Genomic DNA, 19418 nt, shown 5'->3' on the forward strand with positions numbered 1-19418 from the left:
CCCCCCGCCCCGCCCCCGCTCCCCCGCCCCACACCCTCGGTCCCGCGATGGGCGCGCCCGGGACTGGGTGGGAGGCCGTGCGGCGGGCTCGGGACGGCTCGCGGCCGCGGGCGGGGGCGTATCTGGACGCCTACTTCGAGGTGCGGGTCGCCGTCCGCGGGGATCGGGTCGGTGGGGTGGACCCGGGGGTGGAGTGCGGGTTCGGGGTGCATGCCGGGCGGGTCGTCGCGTACGCCGCGCAGAACGGCGGCGCGACCCGCCCCGCCGGGTTCCGGACCGCCGCCCGGCTCGTCCGGCTCGCCGACCGGCTGGGCATCCCCGTGCTGACGCTGGTCGACACCCCCGGCGCCGCCAACGACGCCGAGGCCGAGCGCTCCGGCGCGGGCCCGGCCATCGCGGAGGCGTTCGCCGCGATCGCCGCCGCCCGGGTCCCGGTCACCGCCCTGCTGATCGGCGAGGGAGGCTCCGGCGGCGCGCTCGCCCTCGCCGCGCCCGGCAACACCTGGGCCACGCCCGACAGTTACTTCTCCGTCATCGCCCCCGAGCTCGCCTCCGCCATCCTCAAGCGGCCCCCCGACATGACCCCGGCGACGGCCGACCAGCTCCGCCTGCGCCCCCAGGACCTCGTCGACCTCGGCGTCGTCCGGGGGATCGTCAGGCCGTCGGGTTGAGCGCGTCGTAGCGCCGGAAGCCCCGCGCGTACAGGGCCAGCAGCCCGACCGCGAGGACGCAGGCGATCCCGCCGCCGGTGACGGCGACGGTCGGCGAGGTCAGGTCGGCGACCGAGCCGGCCAGGAAGTCGCCGAGCCGCGGCCCGCCCGCCACGACCACGATGAACACGCCCTGCAACCGCCCCCGCATCTCGTCCGGCGCGGCGACCTGCATCATCGTGTTGCGGAAGATCATCGACACGGTGTCGGAGTAGCCGGCGAGGGCGAGCAGGAGCAGCCCGAGCCAGAGGTTCCGGGTCAGTCCGAAGACCGCGATCGCGGTGCCCCAGCAGGCCACGGCTATCAGGATCGCCTGCCCGTGGCGCCGGATGCGCCCCTGCCAGCCGGAGATCACCCCGCCGAGCAGCGCGCCGACCGCGGGGGCCGCCACGAGCAGCCCGGTGGTGCGCGCGTCGCCGTCGTACCAGAGCACGGCGACGGCCGGGAAGAGCGCCCGGGGGTGGGCCAGGATCATGGCGCAGAAGTCGGAGAGGAACGTCATCCGCAGGTTGGGGCGGGTGGCGAGGAACCGCAGCCCGTCGAGCACGGAGGCCCGCTTGGCCCCCGCCCCGGTCCGCTCGGGCAGCATCGCGGGCAGTCGCCACATCGCGTACAGCCCGGCGGAGAACGCGACGGCGTCGATGACGTACGCGGTCTGGTAACCGCCGACGCCGACCAGCAGGCCGCCGAGGCTGGGCCCGGCGAGCATGCCGAAGGTCATGGTCATCGAGTTGAGCGCGTTGGCGGCCCGCAACTGCTCGGCGGGCAGCAGCCGCGGGATCATCGACGTGCGGGCCGGGGAATTGAGCGCGGCGCAGACGGCCTGCAGGGCGACGATCGCGTACAGGAACCAGACCCGGTGGAACCCGGCGAACGCGGCCGCGGCGAGCGCGACGGACAGTACGGCGGACCCGGAGGCGCTGGCGAGGCCGAGCTTGCGACGGTCGACGGTGTCGGCGATGGCCCCGCCGTACAGCCCGAAGACGATCAGCGGGACGAGCGAGAACAGACCGACGAGCCCGACCGCGAAGGGCGAGCGGGTGATCTCGTACACCTGCAGCGAGACGGCGAGGGAGGTCATGCCCTGGCCGACCCAGGAGACGGTGTGGCCGAACCAGAGCCGGCGGTAGTCGGCGGAGACCTTCAGCGGGGTGAGGTCGGCGAAGATCCGCCGCCGGCTCTGCTCGCCCTCCTCGCTCCGCCCGTTCTGCCCGCTCTCCTCGGTCTCCTGGGTGGCGCTCACGCGACGTCGAACCGGAGCTCGGGGCGGGCCCAGTGGATCCGGCCGCTGGGTTCGACGGTGCCGGTGCGGCGGGCGCCGGTGCGCAGGTAGAAGTCCTCGGCAGGCGGGTGCGCGACGACCCGTACGGAGTCGAGCCCGGCGGCCCTGGCCTGCCCGACCATGTGCTCCATCAGCAGCCGCCCGACGCCCTGTCCCTGCGCGTCGTCGGCGACGAACGCGAGATCGAGCTCGGCCTCGTCGACGAGCAGCGCGTAGAACCCGAGGAGGCGCCCGTGTGCGTCGACGGCGACGTGGACGACGTGGTGCTCGATGTACGTCCCTCCGACGACGTACCCGTCGACCATGCCGGCGTAGTCGCCCCGGTAGGCGGCGGACTTCTGCACAAGACGGCTGAGCCGCCGCGAGTCGTCGGCGGTCGCCCGCCGGAGGGTGATCGAGGCCATGGGGCGAGTATAGGACCGAGATCGGCATCGGCTCCTTACAATTTTTCGGGCCCCGGGCCCCACGTCCCCGTCCACAACCCCGCCCGCCGCTACCGCACCGTCGCCGCCGCCCGTACCGCCTCCGCGGGCGGGAGCGTCTCGCCCCGGGCGTGCGCCTCGGTGAAGGCGGGGGCGCCCAAGGCAGTGCGGGCCGCGGTCGTCGTGGCATCGACGTCGGCGCGTTCCGCCGCGGGGAGCGGGGCTCCCGTGGAGGCGCGGAGGGCGGCGGCCGCGCCCAGGAGGAGCGCGGCGGCGCGGGCGGGGCCGGGCAGGCCTCCCAGCGCGTGGGCGGAGGCCAGGCCCTCCATGCCGAGCGCGACCGCCAGGGGGTCGCCGGTCGTCAGCGCGGCCGCGTACCCCTCCTCCTGGAGCTTGAGCGCCGCCACTGCGTCGCCGCGCGCACCCGCCGCGAAGCCCAACTCCGCGAGGATCAGCGCGTTGGCGCCGTCGAGGCCGACCGCACGGTGCCAGTCGAGGACCTCGCGCATATGGGCCTCGGCCTCTTCGACGCGCCCCTCGCGGCGCGCGCCCAGGCCGAGACCGAGCACCGCGTTGATCTCGCCGGCGCGGAAGCCGACCTCCACGGCCCGTTCCCGTGCGGCCTCGTGGTACGCCCGCGCCGCGGCGAAGTCGCCGGTCAGCAGAGCGGTACGGCCGAGGCCGGACAGCAGGTCCGGCACCTCGGTGGTGATCCCGAAGCTCTGCGCGGTCTCCAGGCCGGTCCGCTTGAGCCGGGCGGCCCGCTCGTACTCCCCGTGGATCTCGGCGACCGTCGCGCGCGGGTGCACCGACCAGAGCCGGGAGCAGGCGTCGCCGAGCTCGGCGAACAGCTCGTCGGCGCGCGTCGCGTCCGCGTCCGCGCCGGTCAGGTCGCCGCTCAGCAGCCGCTGCACGCCGCGGTCCGCGAGCGCCGCCGCCTCGCCCCACCGGTCGCCGTGCGCCCGGAAACCGTCCAGCGCCTGTCCGGTCAGCCCGGTCCCCTCGCCCATCCCGCCGGTCCCGCACAGCGCGTGCGCGAGGAACCAGCGCGCCCACGGCCCACCGCCCCCGTCCGCGTCGTACGCCGCGACAGCCGCCGCGATCCGCCGCCCCCGGTCCGTCCCGTCCCCGCCCATGACTGTGAGCCCGGTCCGCCAGACCTCGACCCGAGCCCGCACCGCGGCGACCCCCGGCGCCCCCTCCGCCGCCCGCAGCGCCGCCGTAGCCGACCGCAGCGCCTCCCCGAGCCGCCCCCGAAGGATCCAGTACCAGGCGAGCGCGTCGACGATCCGCAGCGCGGCGTCGGCGGCGGCCGCCGAAGCCGGGTCCGCTTGGGCCAGCGCCCGGTCGAGGGCCGTGCGCAGGTTCGGCGTCTCCTCGTCGAGGCGGGTGAGCCAGTGGCGCTGGGCGGGGCCGCGCAAGGCGGGGGCGGCGGTCTCGGCCAGGTGGAGGTAGGTCGCGAGGTGGCGGTCGCGGACCGCTTCCGTCTCGCCCGCGTCCCGCAGCCGTTCCAGGCAGTACGCCGCGACGGACTCCAGCAGCCGGTACCGCGGCCCGTCCACCGCCACGACCAGCGAGCGGTCCACCAGCCGTGCCAGCAGGCCGAGTACGTCCCCGGCGGCCACCCCGTCACCCGCGCAGACCTCCTCCGCCGCGGGCAGCGTGCAGCCCTCGGCATGCACGGCGAGGCGGCGCAGCACCGTCCGCTCCGGGTCCGTGAGCAGTTCCCAGCTCCAGTCGATGACGGCCCGCAGCGTCTGCTGCCGCGCCGGCGCGCCGCGCAGCCCCGCGTCGAGCAGCCGGAACCGGTCGTCCAGCCGTTGCAGCAGCCCCTGCACCCCGAGCGCGCGGACCCGGGTCGCGGCCAGCTCCAGGGCGAGCGGGATGCCGTCGAGCCGCCGGCAGATCGCCCGTACCGCGGGCTCCGTCGCCGCGTCGAGCGCGAAGCCGGGCGCGGACGCGGCCGCCCGGGCCGCGAACAGCTCCACCGCCCCGTCCGGACCGAGCGGCTCCACCGCCCACAGCGTCTCCCCGGCGAGCGCCAACGGCTCCTGGCTGGTCGTCAGTACGACGAGGCCGGGCGCGGTGCGCAGCAGCAGCTCGGCGAGGCCGGCGGCCTCGTCGACGACGTGCTCGCAGTTGTCCAGGACGAGCAGCATCCGCCGCGCGCGCAACACGTCGGCGAGGCGCTCCGCCGTGCCGAGCGGCCGGTCGCCCTCCGGCCGCAGCCCCCACGCCCGGTCGTCGCGGAGTTCCAGCGCCGTGGCGACGACCTCGACGAGCTCCCCGCCCGCCCCGGCGAACTCCACGAGCCAGACGCCGTCCGGGAACGCCTCCCGCAGCCCACCTGCGGCCTCCACGGCCAGCCGCGTCTTCCCCACCCCGCCGGGCCCGGTGAGCGTCACCAGCCGCCGCTCCCGCAACAACGCCCGCACCTCGGCAACGGCCGCGTCCCGCCCGACGATCCCGGCGAGCGGCACGGGGAGGTTGCCGCGCGGGGGGACGGAGGCCGACTCGCCCGCCGGGCCGGACGCGGGTCCGGCCCCGGATCCGCGCCCCGTGCCGGCCCCCGGGCCGACCTCCCGGCCGGTCCCCCGCCCCGCAGCCGCCCCGCTCCCGTACGCCTCCTCTGCCCCCGGCGGGGGCGCAGGCGCGGGCAGGGCCGACGGGCCGTACAGCTCCGGCTCCTGCCGCAGCATCGCCGTATGCAGCGCACTCAGTTCGGGCCCCGGGTCGACCCCCAGCTCCTCCGCCAGGCGGCTGCGCAGCTCCTCGTACGCGGACAGGGCCTCGCTCTGGCGGCCCGCGCGGTACAGGGCGCGCAGCTGGACGGCGCGTAGCCGCTCGCGCAGCGGGTGGCGGGCGACCAGTTCCGCCAACTCGCCTGTCAGATCGGCGCGTTCACCCGCGTCGAGACGGGCCTGCGCGGCGTCCTCCAGGACCGTCAGCCGCTCCTCCTCCAAGCGGTCCGCCGCCGCGCGGGCGAAGGCCGCCTCGGCGAAGTCCGCGAACGCCGGACCCCGCCACAGGCCCAGCGCCTCGGCGAACAGCCCCGCCCGGGCGCGCGGGTCCGCGGTGTCCCGGGCCCTGGCCGTGAGCGCCGCGAACCGGTGGACGTCCAGGGCCCCTTCGGGCACCGCGAGGAGATAGCCGGGTGCGCGCGTGACGACGAGCTCGCGGCCGCCCGGCTCGGCCTCGTCCAGGGCGCGGCGCAGCTGGGAGACCTTCGCCTGGAGCGCGCGCAGCGGGCTGCCGGGCGGCTCCTCGCCCCACAGGTCGTCGACGAGTCGGTACGCGGCGACCGGCCGGCCCGCATCCGCGAGCAGCGAGGCGAGCAGCGCGCGCACCTTCAGCTCCGGGACCCGCACGGGGCGCCCGTCGTCGGTCCGTACGGCCGTCTCCCCCAACACCCCGAAAAGCATGGTCACACCGTAACCCGGCGCCCCGAACACCCCCCGAACAAAACCCGAGCCGAACCCGAACCGCCACGCCCCAGAGTCATCCCTGCCGGCGAGAAACGCCGGCGAGGAACACCCCACCGAGGAGCCGACATGACCAGCACCGCCACCACCGCCACCACCGCCACCCGCACCGCCCTCGTCACCGGCGCCAGCCGCGGCATCGGCCGGGCGATCGCCCTCCGCCTCGCCGCCGACGGCGTCCGCGTCGCCGTCCACTACGCCAACAACGAGGCCGCGGCCCGCGAGACCGTCGACGCCATCACCGCCGCCGGCGGCTCCGCCTTCCCGATCCAGGCCGAACTCGGCGTCCCCGGCGACGCCGAGGCCCTCTGGAAGGCCTTCGACGCGCAGGCCGACGGCGTCGACATCATCGTCAACAACGCGGGCATCGCCGGCCCCGGCCGCATCCACGAGGTCGACGAGGACGCCTACGACCGCGTCTTCGCGGTCAACGCCAAGGCCCCGTTCTTCATCCTGAAGCACGGTCTCGACCGGCTCCGCGACGGCGGCCGGATCGTCAACATCTCCTCCGGCGTCACCAAGGTCGCCTTCCCGGACATGACCGCGTACGCGGCCTCCAAGGGCGCCGTCGAGGTGCTGACGCTGACCCTCGCGCAGACCCTCGGCCACCGCGGGATCACCGTCAACGCCGTCTCCCCCGGCACGATCGAGACCGACATCCACCCGTGGATGGCCGACCCCGCGGCCAAGGCGCACGCCGCCTCCTTCTCGGTCTTCGACCGGGTGGGGCAGCCGGACGACGTGGCCGATGTCGTCGCCTTCCTCGCCTCCGAGCAGGCCCGCTGGATCACCGGCCAGAACATCGACGCGAGCGGCGGCTCCGGCCTCGGCCTCTGACGCCCGCCGTGCCCGTCCCCCTTCCCGAAGACCTTCCCGAAGGAAGCCGTCATGCCCCGCCACACCCTGCTCGTCCTCGCCCACCCCCGTACCGACTCCCTGACCGCCCAGGTCGCCGACCTCGTCCACGCCCGGCTGAAGGACGGGGGCGAGACCGTCGACGTACTCGATCTGTACGCCGAGGGCTTCGACCCCGTCCTCCGGCCGGCCGACGAGCCGGACTGGGAGAACCGTGAGAAGGCGTACTCCCCCGTGGTCCACGCCCACATGGACCGCATCCTGGCCGCCGACGACATCGTGGTCGTCTTCCCGGTCTGGTGGATGGCGCCGCCCGCCGTCCTCAAGGGCTGGATCGACCGGGTGTGGAACTACGGCTTCGCCTACGGCCGCAGCAAGCCCCGCCTGGCCGCCAAGCGGATGCTGTGGCTGGCCCTGATGGGCAACTCCGAGGCCGAGATCGAGGGGCTCGGCCTGTCCACCGTCCTGGACCTCCAACTGGGGGTCGCGGTCTCCCGGTTCTGCGGGATCGAGGACTCGTCCGTCGAGATCGTGTACGGCACCGAGCTCTCGGGGGCGCCGCGCGCACTGCGCCCGGAGCGGGTGCGGGAACTGCTGAAGTCCGCCGAAGAAGCCCTGAACGGAGCGCTGCCGCGATGACCACTGCCCAGACCCCCGCGTCCCCCGCCGAGGCGGCGACCCCGCCCCGCGCGACCGTCCGCCAGTGGCTCGGCCTCGCCGTGCTCCTGCTCCCCGTCACCCTGATGACGGCCGACCTGGGCGTCCTCTGGCTCGCCACCCCCTACCTGGCCGCCGATCTGCGGCCGAGCAGCGCGCAGTTGCTGTGGATCACCGACGTGTACGGCTTCCTCACCGCCGGCACCCTGGTCATCATGGGCACGCTCGGCGACCGCCTCGGCCGCCGCCGGCTGCTGATGGCGGGCTCGGCCGGCTTCCTGCTGGCCTCGCTGCTCGCCGCGTACGCCCCGAACGCCGGGACCCTGATCGCGGCCCGCGCCCTGCTGGGCGTGGCGGGAGCCGCGGTCCTGCCCTCCACGCTCGCCCTGATCAGCCACATGTTCGCCGACGCACGGCAGCGGGCGACCGCGATCGCGATGTGGGTGACCGCGCTCTCGGTCGGTCTGGCGATCGGCCCGATCGTCGGCGGTGTGCTGCTCGCGTCCTGGTGGTGGGGGTCGGTGTTCCTGATGGGTCTGCCGATCATGCTGATCGCCCTGGTCACGGCCCCGGTGCTGCTGCCGGAGTACCGCGATCCGGGAGCCGGCCGGATCGATCTGCCGAGTGTGGCGCTCTTCCTGCTGGCGGTCCTGCCGCTGGTGTACGGGGTGAAGTCGGTGGCCTCGCACGGCCCGACGGCCGAGGCGGCCGCGGCCTTCGCCGGCGGCATCGCCCTCACACTGCTCTTCGTCCGCCGCCAGAACCGGCTGGCTGCCCCGCTGCTCGATCTGCGGCTCTTCCGCGACCGCGTCTTCACGGGGGCGCTGCTCACCCTGCTGCTCGGCATGACCGCGCTGAACGGGGTGGAGTACCTGGTCCCGCAGTACCTCCAGTCGGTCGCCGGCCAGTCGCCGCTGGAGGCCGGGCTGTGGCTGCTGCCCGGAGCGGCAGGGCTGATCGCCGGTTCGCAGCTGACCCCGCTGCTCGCCCGCCGGGTCCGCCCGGCGTACGTCCTGATCGGCGGGCTGCTGGTCTCGCTGGCCGGGTACGCGGCGATCGCCCTGGCCGCCGGGGTCGAGGTGGCCTCCCTGGGCCTCGCGGTGATCATGTTCGGGGCGGCCCCGATCAGTGTCCTCGGCACGGCCCTGGCGGTCGGCGCGGCTCCGCCGGAGAAGGCGGGCGCGGCGGCGGCGACCGGCCAGACGGCGTACGACCTGGGCCTGGCCCTGGGGATCGCGGTGACGGGCAGCGTGGCGGTCGCGGTCTACCGGAGCGGTATCCCGGGCGATGCCCCGGCCGCAGCGCGGGAGTCCCTGGGCGCGGCGAGCGCCGTGGCGGACGAGGGGCTGCTGGCGACCGCGCGGGAGTCCTTCACCACGGCCCTGCAGTCGGCCTCGGCGCTGAGCGCGGGCTTCGCGCTGCTGACGGCGGTGCTGGTCGCGGTCCTGCTGAGGAAGGCGCCCCGGATCACCTCGGGCGAGTAGGGCGACCGGGAAGCAGGGGAAGGCGAAGGGCCTGTCTGCGGACAGGCCCTTCCGCGTGCCCGCGGACAGGCTCTACTCGCAGGCGGTCAGGTCGTCACTCGCAGGCGGTCAGGGCGTCCGGGTCGACGCTGTCGAGCCGGGCGGCCAGGTCCTTGAGCCGGGCCTGCAGTACGCGCATCTCGTCCAGCTCCATCCCCGTCGCGGCGGCGATCCGCTTCGGCACGTCCAGGGCCTTGTCCCGCAGCGCCGTCCCGGCCTCGGTGGGGCGCGCGGCCACCGACCGCTCGTCCTGCGCACTGCGCCGCCGCTCGATGTATCCGGCCGCCTCCAGCCGCTTGAGCAGCGGGGACAGGGTCCCCGAGTCGAGGCGCAGATACTCGCCGATCCGCTTGACGGGCAGCTCGCCGTGCTCCCAGAGCACCAGCATCACCAGGTACTGGGGGTAGGTGAGCCCGAGCTCCTTGAGGGCGCCGCGGTAGACGCCGTTGAAGGCACGGGTGGCGGCGTGCAGCGAGAAGCAGATCTGGTGGTCGAGCCGGAGGAAGTCCTCGTCCCGGGTCGTGTCGATCGTCTCCATGCCTCCAGGGTACGGGACATCCCATCGCAAGCCATTCAGTTGTGCACAACTGAATTGCCCGCTACCTTAGTGAGCACACCCCGACCCGAACCGGAAACGAGGACCCATGAACGCGATCTACACCGCCGTCGCCACCGCCAACGGCCGTGAGGGCCGCGCCGTCAGCTCCGACGGCCACATCGACCTCCCGCTCGCCCACCCCCAGGCGCTGGGCGGCAACGGCCAGGGCACGAACCCCGAGCAGCTCTTCGCCGCCGGCTACGCGGCCTGCTTCGCGAGCGCCATGGGCGTGGTGGCACGCCAGGAGAAGATCGACGTCAAGGACGCCTCGATCACCGCCGAGGTCTCGATCGGCAAGGACGAGTCGGACGGCGGCTTCGGTCTCGCGGTCGTCATGCGCGCCGAGTTCCCCGACCACCTCCAGGGCGAGCCGGGCCGCGAGCTGCTCGAGAAGACCCACGCGTTCTGCCCGTACTCCAAGGCCACGCGCGGCAACATCCAGGTCGAGCTCGTCGTCGAGTAGTACGGCGCCCCCGCACGACCGAGGGCCCGTACGCGTCGTCCCCCGACGCGTACGGGCCCTCGGTGCTGCCGCCGGGCGCGCCCGTCAGCCGAAGCGGCCCTCCCATGGCCGACAATCGACCCCGCGGCCGTGGCTGCGCGCATGACAATCACGGCGCTGAGCGCTGGGTGCCACACGGACCGGTGAAGCAGAGACGCAGAAAAGATGAACGGGGGGTGGAAGTGATCGGGAGGTGCCGAGCAGACCGCGGACCGACACCTCACCCCACATGCGGAATCGCGCATTCGGGGGAGACACGAACAAGCCCCCGGCGTGTCGTACGTGGCGTACGTCACTCCGGGGGCATGGTTGGTCGCGGCGCAGATGGAAACGTTCCTGCACAGGCGACCCGACGTGGGGCGGGTGGGACTCGAACCCACGGCCGACGGATTATGAGTCCGCTGCTCTAACCGGCTGAGCTACCGCCCCTTATCGGTGTGGCGCGTACATGTGTGCGCGCCGTCTGCCGCAGCATAGCCGCTCATACGATCTCCTGCTCCGGATGCTCGGCGATGCTCGACCATGAGGACTTCGCCGCCCGACGAGCGGTTCCCGGGCACAAGAAAAAGGACCCCGAAGGGTCCTCTTTCTTTCCGCTCCCCCGGCTGGACTCGAACCAGCAACCCTCCGGTTAACAGCCGAATGCTCTGCCAATTGAGCTACAGGGGATCGCGCTCCCCCGACTGGACTCGAACCAGTAACCTGCCGGTTAACAGCCGGCTGCTCTGCCAATTGAGCTACAGGGGATTGCTGCGTTGCAGCGAACGTACCCACCTGGGGTGTTCCCGGGCGGCGCGCCTTCGCTGCGACACATACATTAGCGCAAGCAGGGGGGTGCTCCGCCAATCGGTATCCCCAGCCGACGCACAGGGACGCACCGAAGCTCCAGGGAAGGATCGCAGCCATGCGGTACAAGCTGACGTTCGTCGCGGGACTGGCCCTCGGTTACGTGATCGGCACCCGGGCCGGACGCGAGCGCTACGAGCAGATGAAGAAGTCGGCCCGGGAGCTCGCCCAGAACCCGGCCGTGCGCAACGCCGCCGAGACCGCCGCGACCAACGGCAAGCAGTACGCGGACAAGGCGTACCACGCGGTGAGCGCCAAGCTCGGCGACAAGCTGCCCTCCTCGCTGACCGACCGGGTGCGCGCGGCGCGCCGCCGGAACGGCGAGGACCTCGACGACGACTGGGGCACCAGCAACACCTGAGGCGGATCCGGCATCGTCCCGCGTGCGGCAGAATCTTGAGCATGGGGATAGTCGCCGGTCTGGACAGCTCTACTGGTTTCACGCGCATCGTCGTCTGCGACACGGACACGGGCGCCGTTCTTCGGCAGGGCTATGCCCCGCATCCCGTCGAGCCCAAGGCCGCCGACGTCGACCCGCAGGTCTGGCTGCTCTCGCTCGGCGAGGCCGCGACCGGCGGGCTGCTCGAGGGCGTGCAGGCGATCGGCGTCTCCGCGCAGCAGCACGGGCTCGTGCCGCTGGACCGGCAGGGCGCACTGGTGCGCCCCGCCATGGTCGGCAACGACAAGCGGGCGCAGATCGCCGCGGCCGATCTCGTCGAGGCGCTCGGCGGCCGGCAGGCGTGGGCGGACGCGGTCGGCGGCGTGCCGCAGTCCGGGCTGCCGGTGGCCAAGCTGCGCTGGCTGGCGCGGACCGAGCCGGAGGCCGCGGCGCGGGTCGCGTTCCTGATGCAGCCGCACGACTGGCTGGTGTGGCAGCTCCTCGGCCGGCCGGCGCGCCGGACCACGGACCGGGGCGCCGCGTCGGCGACCGGTTACTGGTCGGCGGCGACCGGCGCGTACCGTCCCGACCTCGTCGAACTGGCCCTCGGCCACCAGGCGGCGCTGCCGGAGGTGCTCGGGCCCGCCGACGCGGCCGGGACGACGCCGGAGGGCCTGCTGATCTCCGCGGGCACCGGCGAGACGATGGCGGCCGCGCTGGGGCTCGGGGTCGGGCCCGGCGACGCGGTCGTGTCGCTCGGCGCGTCCGGCTCGGTGATGGCGGTGCACCACGAGGCGCTGGCCGACCCGCGCGGCATGATCACCTCCTTCGCCGACGCGACCGGCCGGCATCTGCCGGTGGTGCACACCTCCAACGCGGTGCGGGCGCTGCGCGGCACCGCCGACATGCTCGGGGCCGAGGACCTGGCGGAGCTGTCGGCGCTGGCCCTGAAGTCCACGCCGGGCTCCTCCGGGCTGGTCCTGCTCCCCTACCTGGAGGGTGAGCGCACCCCGCAGCTGCCGCACACCGCGGGCACGCTGAGCGGGCTGCGGCGCGAGTCGATGAAGCCGGAGCACCTGGCGCGGGCCGCGTTCGAGGGCATGCTGTGCTCGCTCGCGGACGCGATGGACGTACTGCGCGGGCGCGGGGTGGAGGTGCGCCGGGTGTTCCTGCTCGGCCAGGCCGCCGAACTGCCGGCCGTCCAGGCGCTGGCCCCGGCGATCTTCGGCGCGCAGGTGGTCGTCCCCCAGCCGGCGGACTACGCGGCGCTGGGCGCGGCGCGCCAGGCCGCGTGGGCGCTCGGGGCGGCACAGGGCACCCTGTCGCCGCAGACCCCGCCGGCCTGGCAGGGGGCGGCCGCCCAGGTCCTGGAGCCGGGCGACGAACTGGCGGTGGGTCAGGCGGTGCGGCAGCAGTACACGGCGACGCGGGAGCAGATCCACCCGGGCGCGTTCGCCTGAGGCGCCCAGGGGTGGTCACCGGGCCAAGGTCCGGCAAAAGAGACTCGTAACGTCCCAGGGGCACGGGCGATAGTAGAACCCGTGCTCATAAGACTTCTCCGAACCCATCTCGGACCGTACCGAAAACCCATCGCCCTGCTGGTGGCGCTGCAGTTCCTGCAGACCTGCGCCACCCTCTACCTGCCGACCCTCAATGCCGACATCATCGACAACGGTGTCGTCGAGGGGGACAGCGGCTACATCCTGCGGTTCGGCGCGCTGATGATCGCCGTCTCGGTGATCCAGGTCGTCTGCAACGTCGGCGCCGTGTACTACGGAGCGCGGACGGCCGCCGCGCTCGGCCGGGACATCCGCGCCGCGGTGTTCGCGCGGGTGCAGTCCTTCTCGGCCCGTGAGCTCGGGCAGTTCGGCGCGCCGTCGCTGATCACCCGGACCACGAACGACGTCCAGCAGGTGCAGATGCTGGTCCTGATGGCGTTCACCCTGATGGTCTCCGCGCCGATCATGTGCGTCGGCGGCATCGTGATGGCGCTGTCCCTGGACGTGCCGCTGTCCGCGGTGCTGCTGGCCGTGGTGCCGGTGCTCGGCATCGCGGTCTCGCTGATCGTGAAGCGGATGCGGCCGCTGTTCCGGACCATGCAGGAGCGTCTCGACACGGTGAACCGGGTGCTGCGCGAGCAGATCACCGGCAACCGGGTGATCCGCGCGTTCGTCCGCGACGGGTACGAGAGCGGGCGCTTCCGGGGCGCGAACACCGAGCTGACCGACGTTTCGATGGCCACGGGCCGGCTGATGGCGCTGATGTTCCCGACCGTCATGACGGTGGTGAACGTGTCCAGCGTCGCCGTGGTCTGGTTCGGCGCGCACCGCATCGCCAGCGGCGGGATGGAGATCGGCGCGCTGACCGCCTTCCTCGCCTATCTGATGCAGATCGTGATGGCCGTGATGATGGCCACCTTCATGTTCATGATGGTGCCGCGCGCGGAGGTGTGCGCCGAGCGGATCGAGGAGGTGCTGGCCACCGAGTCCAGCGTCGTGCCGCCGGCCGAGCCGGTGCGCGAGCTGGGGCGGCACGGCCATCTGGAGATCCGGGGCGCGGACTTCCGCTACCCGGGGGCCGAGGAGTCCGTGCTCCGGGACGTGCAGCTGGTGGCCCGGCCGGGCGAGACGACCGCGATCATCGGCTCGACGGGCAGCGGCAAGTCGACCCTGCTCGGCCTTGTGCCGCGGCTGTTCGACGCGACCGGCGGCGAAGTCCTGGTCGACGGCGTCGACGTGCGGAAGCTGGACCAGCGGCTGATGGCGAAGACCGTCGGCCTGGTGCCGCAGAAGCCGTACCTGTTCTCCGGGACGGTGGCGACGAACCTGCGGTACGGCAAGCCCGACGCGACGGACGAGGAGCTGTGGCACGCGCTTGAGGTGGCGCAGGCCGCCGACTTCGTACGGAACCTGGAGAACGGGCTGAACGCGCCGATCGCGCAGGGCGGCACCAACGTCTCCGGCGGGCAGCGGCAGCGGCTCGCGATCGCGCGGACGCTGGTGCAGCGGCCGGAGATCTATCTCTTCGACGACTCGTTCTCGGCGCTCGACTACGAGACCGACGCGCTGCTGCGGGCCGCACTGTCCCGCGAGACCGCGGACGCGACGGTGGTCATCGTCGCCCAGCGGGTGTCGACCATCCGGGACGCCGACCGGATCGTGGTCCTCGACGAGGGCCGGGTCGTGGGCGCCGGACGGCACCACGAGCTGATGGCGGACAACGAGACGTACCGGGAGATCGTGCTCTCCCAGCTGACCGAGGCGGAGGCTGCCTGATGGCCGGTCCTGGCGGACGAATGATGGCCGGCGGCGGCCCCGACCAACGGTCGATGGACTTCAAGGGCTCGGGCAAGCGGCTGCTGAAGCAGCTGGCGCCGGAGCGGGGCGCGCTGTGGCTGATGCTGGCGGCCGGCGTGCTCAGCGTGGCGGCGTCGGTGGTCGGCCCGCTGATCCTCGGCAAGGCGACGGACCTGGTGTTCGCGGGCGTCGTGGGGCGCGACATTCCCGGCGGCACCAAGGAACAGGCGATCGCGAAGCTGCGGGCCGAGGGCGACGGCGGCATGGCGGACATGCTGTCCGGCGTGGACTTCACGCCCGGGCAGGGCATCGACTTCACCGCGGTCGGCAAGGTGCTGCTGGTCGTCCTCGCGATCTACGTGGCGGCCGGGCTGCTCATGCTCGTGTCGACCCGGATGTCGATCAAGGTGATCAACCGGACCGTGTACCGGATGCGCGAGGACGTCCAGGCGAAGCTGGCGCGGCTGCCGCTGTCGTACTTCGACAAGGCCAAGCGCGGCGAGGTGCTGAGCCGGGCGACCAACGACATCGACAACATCTCGCAGACCCTGCAGCAGTCGATGGGGCAGCTGATCAACTCGCTGCTGACCATCGTCGGCGTGCTGGCGATGATGTTCTGGGTCTCGCCGCTGCTCGCCCTGGTCGCGCTGGTGACGGTGCCGCTGTCGGTGGTGGTGGCGGCGCGGATCGGCAAGCGCTCGCAGCCGCACTTCGTGCAGCAGTGGAAGTCCACCGGCAAGCTGAACGCCCATGTCGAGGAGATGTACTCCGGGCACGCCCTGGTGAAGGTCTTCGGGCGGCAGGAGGAGTCGGCCCAGGACTTCGCCGAACAGAACGAGGCGCTGTACGAGGCGAGTTTCAAGGCGCAGTTCAACAGCGGCGTGATGCAGCCGGTGATGTTCTTCGTCTCGAACCTGAACTACGTGCTGGTCGCCGTGGTCGGCGGTCTGCGGGTCGCCTCGGGCACGCTGTCCATCGGCGACGTGCAGGCGTTCATCCAGTACTCCCGGCAGTTCTCGATGCCGCTGACGCAGGTCGCGTCGATGGCGAACCTGGTCCAGTCGGGCGTCGCCTCCGCCGAGCGGATCTTCGAACTCCTCGACGCGCAGGAGCAGTCGCCGGACGCCCCGGAGACGGAGAAGCCGGAGCAGCTCAAGGGCCGGGTCGCGCTGGAGAAGGTGGCGTTCCGCTACGAGCCGGACAAGCCGCTGATCGAGGACCTGTCGCTGACGGTCGAGCCCGGGCAGACGGTCGCCATCGTGGGCCCGACGGGCGCGGGCAAGACCACGCTGGTGAACCTGCTGATGCGGTTCTACGAGGTGACCGGCGGCCGGATCACCCTCGACGGGGTGGACGTCTCCGCCATGTCCCGGGAGGACCTGCGGGCCGGGATCGGCATGGTGCTCCAGGACACCTGGCTGTTCGGCGGCACCATCGCCGACAACATCGCGTACGGCGCGTCGCGCGAGGTGAGCCGCGAGGAGGTCGAGGAGGCGGCGCGGGCCGCGCACGCGGACCGGTTCGTCCGGACCCTCCCCGAGGGATACGACACGGTCCTCGACGAGGAGGGCTCGGGCGTCAGCGCCGGCGAGAAGCAGCTGATCACCATCGCGCGGGCCTTCCTGTCCGACCCGGTGATCCTGGTCCTCGACGAGGCGACCAGCTCGGTCGACACCCGGACCGAGGTGCTGATCCAGAAGGCGATGGCCCGGCTCGCGCACGGCCGCACGTCCTTCGTGATCGCGCACCGGCTGTCGACGATCCGGGACGCGGACGTGATCTTGGTGATGGAAAATGGGTCCATCGTCGAACAGGGCACGCACAGCGAACTCCTGGCGGCCGAGGGCGCGTACGCGCGCCTGTACGCGGCCCAGTTCGCCCAGGCGGTGGCCGAGGTCGACTGACCGCACGACCATGAAGGGGGAATCGGACGCGATGGCGGACGAGAACAGCAAGGCGGAGCAGAAGCCCGCGGGAGCCGGGTCCGGGTCCGGGTCCGGCGAGAGCACGGGGTACAAGCCGGGCACGGCGCTGGCGACGTGGGTGGCGATCGGGCTCGCCCTGGGCATCAGCCTCGGGCAGCTGAACGACAACGTGGGCATCGGCATCGGCGTCGGCCTGGCCTTCGGCGCCGCCATGGGCGCCGGCGTCGACGCCATGTACAAGAAGCGGGAGGAGGAGGCCGGCCGGCTTCCGTCCGGCTCGCTTCCGTCCGACTCGCCCCAGCCCGACTCGCCTCAGTCGAGGTAGCCGCGCAGCTGGTCCGCGAAGGCGTGGTCCCGCAGCTTGTTGAGGGTCTTCGACTCGATCTGGCGGATGCGTTCGCGCGTCACGCCGAAGAGCCGTCCGATCTCCTCCAGGGTGCGGGGCCGGCCGTCGTCGAGCCCGTAGCGGAGCTGGACGACCTTGCGCTCGCGCTCGCCGAGCGTGGACAGCACGGCGTCCAGGTGCTCCCGGAGCAGCAGGAAGGCGGCCGACTCGACGGGGGACGCGGCGTCGCCGTCCTCGATGAGGTCGCCGAGGGCGACGTCGTCCTCCTCGCCGACGGGCGCGTGCAGCGACACGGGCTCCTGGGCCAGCCGCAGCACCTCGCTGACCCGCTCGGGCAGCAGGTCGAGCTGGTCGGCGACCTCTTCGGGGGTGGGTTCGTAGCCGCGCTCCTGGAGCATCCGGCGCTGCACCCGGACGACCCGGTTGATCAGCTCGACGACGTGCACCGGGACCCGGATCGTGCGGGCCTGGTCGGCGAGGGCCCGTGACATCGCCTGGCGGATCCACCAGGTCGCGTACGTGGAGAACTTGTAGCCGCGGGCGTAGTCGAACTTCTCCACCGCTCTGATCAGGCCGAGGTTGCCCTCCTGGACCAGGTCGAGCATCGTCAGCCCGCGGCCCACGTACCGCTTGGCGACGGAGACGACGAGCCGCAGATTCGCCTCGATGAGCCGTCGTTTCGCCATCCGGCCCATGACGACGAGCCGGTCGAGGTCGAGCGCGAGCCGGGAGTCCAGGTCGGGGGTCCGGGCCAGCTTCTCCTCGGCGAACAGCCCGGCCTCGACACGGCGGGCGAGCTCGACCTCCTCGGCGGCGGTGAGCAGCGGGATCCGGCCTATCTCACGCAGGTACTGGCGGAACAGGTCGGAGGTGGGCCCCCCGCCGAGGTCGGCGCGGCGCGGTGCCGGCACGGGCTCGGGCTCCGGCTCCGGCGGCCCTGGATCCGGCTCCGGCGTCTCCACCACGAGCTCCTCGGGCTCCGGCCCCTCGGACGGCTGCTCCGAGGGCTGCGGCGCTCTGCGCTGCTCGGGCACGGCGTCCGCCGGGGTGAGGATCTGGGTCTGCACGGGGGCGACCTCCAGGGCTCCGAGGGCTCAGGCACCGGACCCAGTGTGGGGTACGACACATCGCCGCCACGAGGGGCGTGCGGTGACTTTTTGAATCCGGTACGTGACCGAACGTCAGAGCGCCGTACGGGAGTCGGCGCAGTACGGGCGTCGGAGCCGTACGGGCGTCAGAGCGCCGCCGCGCCGTTCGTGCGGAGGGACTGGGCGTACTGGGTGAGCACCCACAGCTCGTTCTGCACCGCGGCCAGCTGCTCGGGCGCGCCGTGCGCGCCGAGGCGGGCCAGGGAGCCCTGGACCTCACGGATCCGGCGGTCGACGGCGCGCAGCCGGACGGTGACCAGCTGGTCCCCGGCGTACGCCTCGTCGACGATCTTCGCGAAGATCGCCTCCACGGCCAGCTCGGTGACCAGCGACCGGACGGTGTCGTCGGGCGCGGCCTCGCGGACCGCGTCCAGGTAGTCCGCGGGCGCGTCGGTCGCCCCGCCCGCGTCCTGGACGCACTGGCGCACGGCCGCGTACGGCGGGGCTGTGAACTCGTCGATCCCGTACGCGTCGAACGCCGGGGAGACCAGCTCCGGCCGCTGGAGGGCGAGCTTGAGCAGCTCGCGCTCGGTGCGGTGGGCGGGGCTGCGCAGGTTGAGCGCGGGGCCGGAGGAGACGACCGGGGCCTGGATCTGCGGGGCCGTCTGGCGGTTGGGCGCGGCTGAAGGGCCCTTGCCGCCCCCGCCGCGCTGCCAGCGGGCGATCTGGGCGACCCGCTTGACGACGAACTGGGTGTCGAGGATGCCGAGCATGCCCGCGAGCTGCACGGCGACCTCGTGCTGCGAGGCGATGTTCTTGATCCGGGCGACGATCGGCGCGGCCTCGTCCAGCGCGGCGGCCCGGCCCGCCGGCGTCTCCAGGTCGTACCGGCGCACGATCTGGCGCAGCGCGAACTCGAACAGCGGGGTGCGCGGCTCGACCAGGTCGGCGACGGCCTCGTCGCCCTTGGCGAGCCGGAGCTCGCAGGGGTCCATGCCGTCCGGGGCGATCGCGATGTACGTCTCGGCGGCGAACTTCTGGTCATCCTCGAAGGCGCGCAGGGCGGCCTTCTGGCCGGCCGCGTCGCCGTCGAAGGTGAAGATGACCTCGCCCCGGAATTCGGCCTGATCGAGCAGGAACCGGCGCAGGATCTTGATGTGCTCCTCGCCGAACGACGTGCCGCACGTGGCCACCGCGGTGGGCACACCGGCCAGATGACAGGCCATCACGTCGGTGTATCCCTCGACGATCACGGCCTGCGCGCGCTTGGAGATCTCCCGCTTGGCAAGATCAATTCCATAAAGAACCTGGCTCTTCTTGTAAAGCGGGGAGTCAGGCGTATTCAGGTATTTCGGGCCGTCGTCGGAATCGAGCAACTTGCGCGCGCCGAAGCCGATCACGTCGCCGGTGGCGTCCCTGATCGGCCAGATCAGCCGCCCGCGGAACCGGTCGATCGGGCCGCGCCGCCCCTCCCTGACCAGCCCGCCCTTGACCAGCTCGTCGGCGC

Annotated in this window: 16 protein-coding genes and 3 tRNA genes; 10 read left to right on the top strand and 9 right to left on the bottom strand. The window is 73.1% G+C overall.

The annotated features are described in order from the left end of the window. A partial coding sequence (locus tag VIU94_RS00605) for a carboxyl transferase domain-containing protein (protein ID WP_331906318.1) occupies nt 1–671 on the top strand: 671 nt, incomplete at its 5' end. On the opposite strand, the gene VIU94_RS00610 is transcribed toward VIU94_RS00605, so the two are convergent. The 3 genes from VIU94_RS00610 to VIU94_RS00620 all read right to left on the bottom strand — a co-directional run bounded on the left by VIU94_RS00610 (nt 655) and on the right by VIU94_RS00620 (nt 5836). Then, the gene (locus VIU94_RS00610; protein WP_331906348.1) at nt 655–1878 is read right to left on the bottom strand and encodes an MFS transporter; all 1224 of its coding nucleotides are present in this window, start codon (nt 1876–1878) and stop codon (nt 655–657) included. The genes VIU94_RS00605 and VIU94_RS00610 overlap by 17 nt on opposite strands. A 71-nt stretch (nt 1879–1949) precedes the next feature. After that, a complete protein-coding gene (locus VIU94_RS00615; RefSeq protein WP_331906320.1) occupies nt 1950–2396 on the bottom strand; it encodes a GNAT family N-acetyltransferase in 447 nt (148 codons plus the stop codon). Between the two features lie 89 nt (nt 2397–2485). Continuing rightward, nucleotides 2486–5836: an AfsR/SARP family transcriptional regulator gene (locus VIU94_RS00620; protein WP_331906322.1), complete on the bottom strand. Its 3351-nt coding sequence runs from the start codon at nt 5834–5836 to the stop codon at nt 2486–2488. A gap of 129 nt (nt 5837–5965) precedes the next feature. Here VIU94_RS00620 and VIU94_RS00625 point away from each other — a divergent pair, with 129 nt between their 5' ends. The 3 genes from VIU94_RS00625 to VIU94_RS00635 are packed head-to-tail and all read left to right on the top strand — an operon-like array spanning nt 5966 to nt 8892. Continuing rightward, nucleotides 5966–6733 (top strand): SDR family oxidoreductase, encoded by a 768-nt coding sequence (locus VIU94_RS00625; RefSeq protein WP_331906324.1) that lies wholly within the window; start codon nt 5966–5968, stop codon nt 6731–6733. 51 nt (nt 6734–6784) lie between these two features. Continuing rightward, on the top strand, nt 6785–7390 hold the full coding sequence (locus tag VIU94_RS00630; RefSeq protein WP_331906326.1) for an NAD(P)H oxidoreductase: 606 nt from the start codon (nt 6785–6787) through the stop codon (nt 7388–7390). Continuing rightward, nucleotides 7387–8892, top strand: a complete 1506-nt coding sequence (locus VIU94_RS00635; protein WP_331906328.1) for an MFS transporter — start codon at nt 7387–7389, stop codon at nt 8890–8892. Before VIU94_RS00630 ends, VIU94_RS00635 begins: the two co-directional genes overlap by 4 nt. Nucleotides 8893–8986: 94 nt before the next feature. Here VIU94_RS00635 and VIU94_RS00640 read toward each other — a convergent pair whose 3' ends face one another. After that, nucleotides 8987–9469, bottom strand: a complete 483-nt coding sequence (locus tag VIU94_RS00640; protein ID WP_331906330.1) for a MarR family winged helix-turn-helix transcriptional regulator — start codon at nt 9467–9469, stop codon at nt 8987–8989. A gap of 106 nt (nt 9470–9575) precedes the next feature. Between VIU94_RS00640 and VIU94_RS00645 the strand changes: the two genes are divergently transcribed. Next, nucleotides 9576–9992 carry an organic hydroperoxide resistance protein gene (locus tag VIU94_RS00645; protein ID WP_331906332.1) on the top strand — a complete coding sequence of 139 codons (417 nt, stop codon included), beginning with the start codon at nt 9576–9578 and terminating at the stop codon, nt 9990–9992. 394 nt (nt 9993–10386) lie between these two features. On the opposite strand, the gene VIU94_RS00650 is transcribed toward VIU94_RS00645, so the two are convergent. The 3 genes from VIU94_RS00650 to VIU94_RS00660 all read right to left on the bottom strand — a co-directional run bounded on the left by VIU94_RS00650 (nt 10387) and on the right by VIU94_RS00660 (nt 10778). Then, nucleotides 10387–10460 (bottom strand) — tRNA-Ile (locus tag VIU94_RS00650). Between the two features lie 167 nt (nt 10461–10627). Then, nucleotides 10628–10700: transfer RNA gene (locus tag VIU94_RS00655), tRNA-Asn, on the bottom strand. A gap of 5 nt (nt 10701–10705) precedes the next feature. Further along, a tRNA-Asn gene (locus tag VIU94_RS00660) sits at nt 10706–10778 on the bottom strand. Between the two features lie 157 nt (nt 10779–10935). Here VIU94_RS00660 and VIU94_RS00665 point away from each other — a divergent pair. The 5 genes from VIU94_RS00665 (at nt 10936) to VIU94_RS00685 (ending at nt 16802) form a co-directional block, all read left to right on the top strand. After that, nucleotides 10936–11238, top strand: a complete 303-nt coding sequence (locus tag VIU94_RS00665) for a YtxH domain-containing protein (RefSeq protein ID WP_331906334.1) — start codon at nt 10936–10938, stop codon at nt 11236–11238. A 41-nt stretch (nt 11239–11279) separates the two neighbouring features. Further along, nucleotides 11280–12716 (top strand): FGGY family carbohydrate kinase, encoded by a 1437-nt coding sequence (locus VIU94_RS00670; RefSeq protein WP_331906336.1) that lies wholly within the window; start codon nt 11280–11282, stop codon nt 12714–12716. An 81-nt stretch (nt 12717–12797) separates the two neighbouring features. Next, the gene (locus tag VIU94_RS00675) at nt 12798–14531 is read left to right on the top strand and encodes an ABC transporter ATP-binding protein (protein ID WP_331906338.1); all 1734 of its coding nucleotides are present in this window, start codon (nt 12798–12800) and stop codon (nt 14529–14531) included. Next, nucleotides 14531–16456 carry an ABC transporter ATP-binding protein gene (locus VIU94_RS00680; protein WP_331906340.1) on the top strand — a complete coding sequence of 642 codons (1926 nt, stop codon included), beginning with the start codon at nt 14531–14533 and terminating at the stop codon, nt 16454–16456. The genes VIU94_RS00675 and VIU94_RS00680 overlap by 1 nt, the downstream gene beginning before the upstream one ends. 10 nt (nt 16457–16466) lie before the next feature. Beyond that, nucleotides 16467–16802: a glycine zipper domain-containing protein gene (locus VIU94_RS00685; RefSeq protein WP_331906342.1), complete on the top strand. Its 336-nt coding sequence runs from the start codon at nt 16467–16469 to the stop codon at nt 16800–16802. Here the strand turns inward: VIU94_RS00685 and VIU94_RS00690 are convergent. Together VIU94_RS00690 and VIU94_RS00695 are read right to left on the bottom strand one after the other, a co-directional pair. Then, nucleotides 16790–17905, bottom strand: a complete 1116-nt coding sequence (locus VIU94_RS00690) for an RNA polymerase sigma factor (RefSeq protein ID WP_414720860.1) — start codon at nt 17903–17905, stop codon at nt 16790–16792. The two genes, VIU94_RS00685 and VIU94_RS00690, sit on opposite strands and share 13 nt — an antisense overlap. 152 nt (nt 17906–18057) lie before the next feature. Next, the coding region (locus VIU94_RS00695; RefSeq protein ID WP_331906346.1) for a DNA primase at nt 18058–19418 on the bottom strand (1361 nt) is incomplete at its 5' end.

The sequence above is a fragment of the Streptomyces sp. genome, from assembly GCF_036566765.1.
In the GTDB taxonomy this organism is placed as follows: domain Bacteria; phylum Actinomycetota; class Actinomycetes; order Streptomycetales; family Streptomycetaceae; genus Streptomyces.

What these genes read in the sequence shown, in the direction of transcription:
- VIU94_RS00680 (WP_331906340.1), top strand. Translation starts at nt 14,531, where the DNA reads ATGGCCGGTCCTGGCGGACGAATGATGGCCGGCGGCGGCCCCGACCAA.
- VIU94_RS00630 (WP_331906326.1), top strand. Translation starts at nt 6,785, where the DNA reads ATGCCCCGCCACACCCTGCTCGTCCTCGCCCACCCCCGTACCGACTCC.
- VIU94_RS00625 (WP_331906324.1), top strand. Translation starts at nt 5,966, where the DNA reads ATGACCAGCACCGCCACCACCGCCACCACCGCCACCCGCACCGCCCTC.
- VIU94_RS00645 (WP_331906332.1), top strand. Translation starts at nt 9,576, where the DNA reads ATGAACGCGATCTACACCGCCGTCGCCACCGCCAACGGCCGTGAGGGC.
- VIU94_RS00685 (WP_331906342.1), top strand. Translation starts at nt 16,467, where the DNA reads ATGAAGGGGGAATCGGACGCGATGGCGGACGAGAACAGCAAGGCGGAG.
- VIU94_RS00615 (WP_331906320.1), bottom strand. Translation starts at nt 2,396, where the DNA reads ATGGCCTCGATCACCCTCCGGCGGGCGACCGCCGACGACTCGCGGCGG.
- VIU94_RS00670 (WP_331906336.1), top strand. Translation starts at nt 11,280, where the DNA reads ATGGGGATAGTCGCCGGTCTGGACAGCTCTACTGGTTTCACGCGCATC.
- VIU94_RS00635 (WP_331906328.1), top strand. Translation starts at nt 7,387, where the DNA reads ATGACCACTGCCCAGACCCCCGCGTCCCCCGCCGAGGCGGCGACCCCG.
- VIU94_RS00665 (WP_331906334.1), top strand. Translation starts at nt 10,936, where the DNA reads ATGCGGTACAAGCTGACGTTCGTCGCGGGACTGGCCCTCGGTTACGTG.
- VIU94_RS00640 (WP_331906330.1), bottom strand. Translation starts at nt 9,469, where the DNA reads ATGGAGACGATCGACACGACCCGGGACGAGGACTTCCTCCGGCTCGAC.
- VIU94_RS00620 (WP_331906322.1), bottom strand. Translation starts at nt 5,836, where the DNA reads ATGCTTTTCGGGGTGTTGGGGGAGACGGCCGTACGGACCGACGACGGG.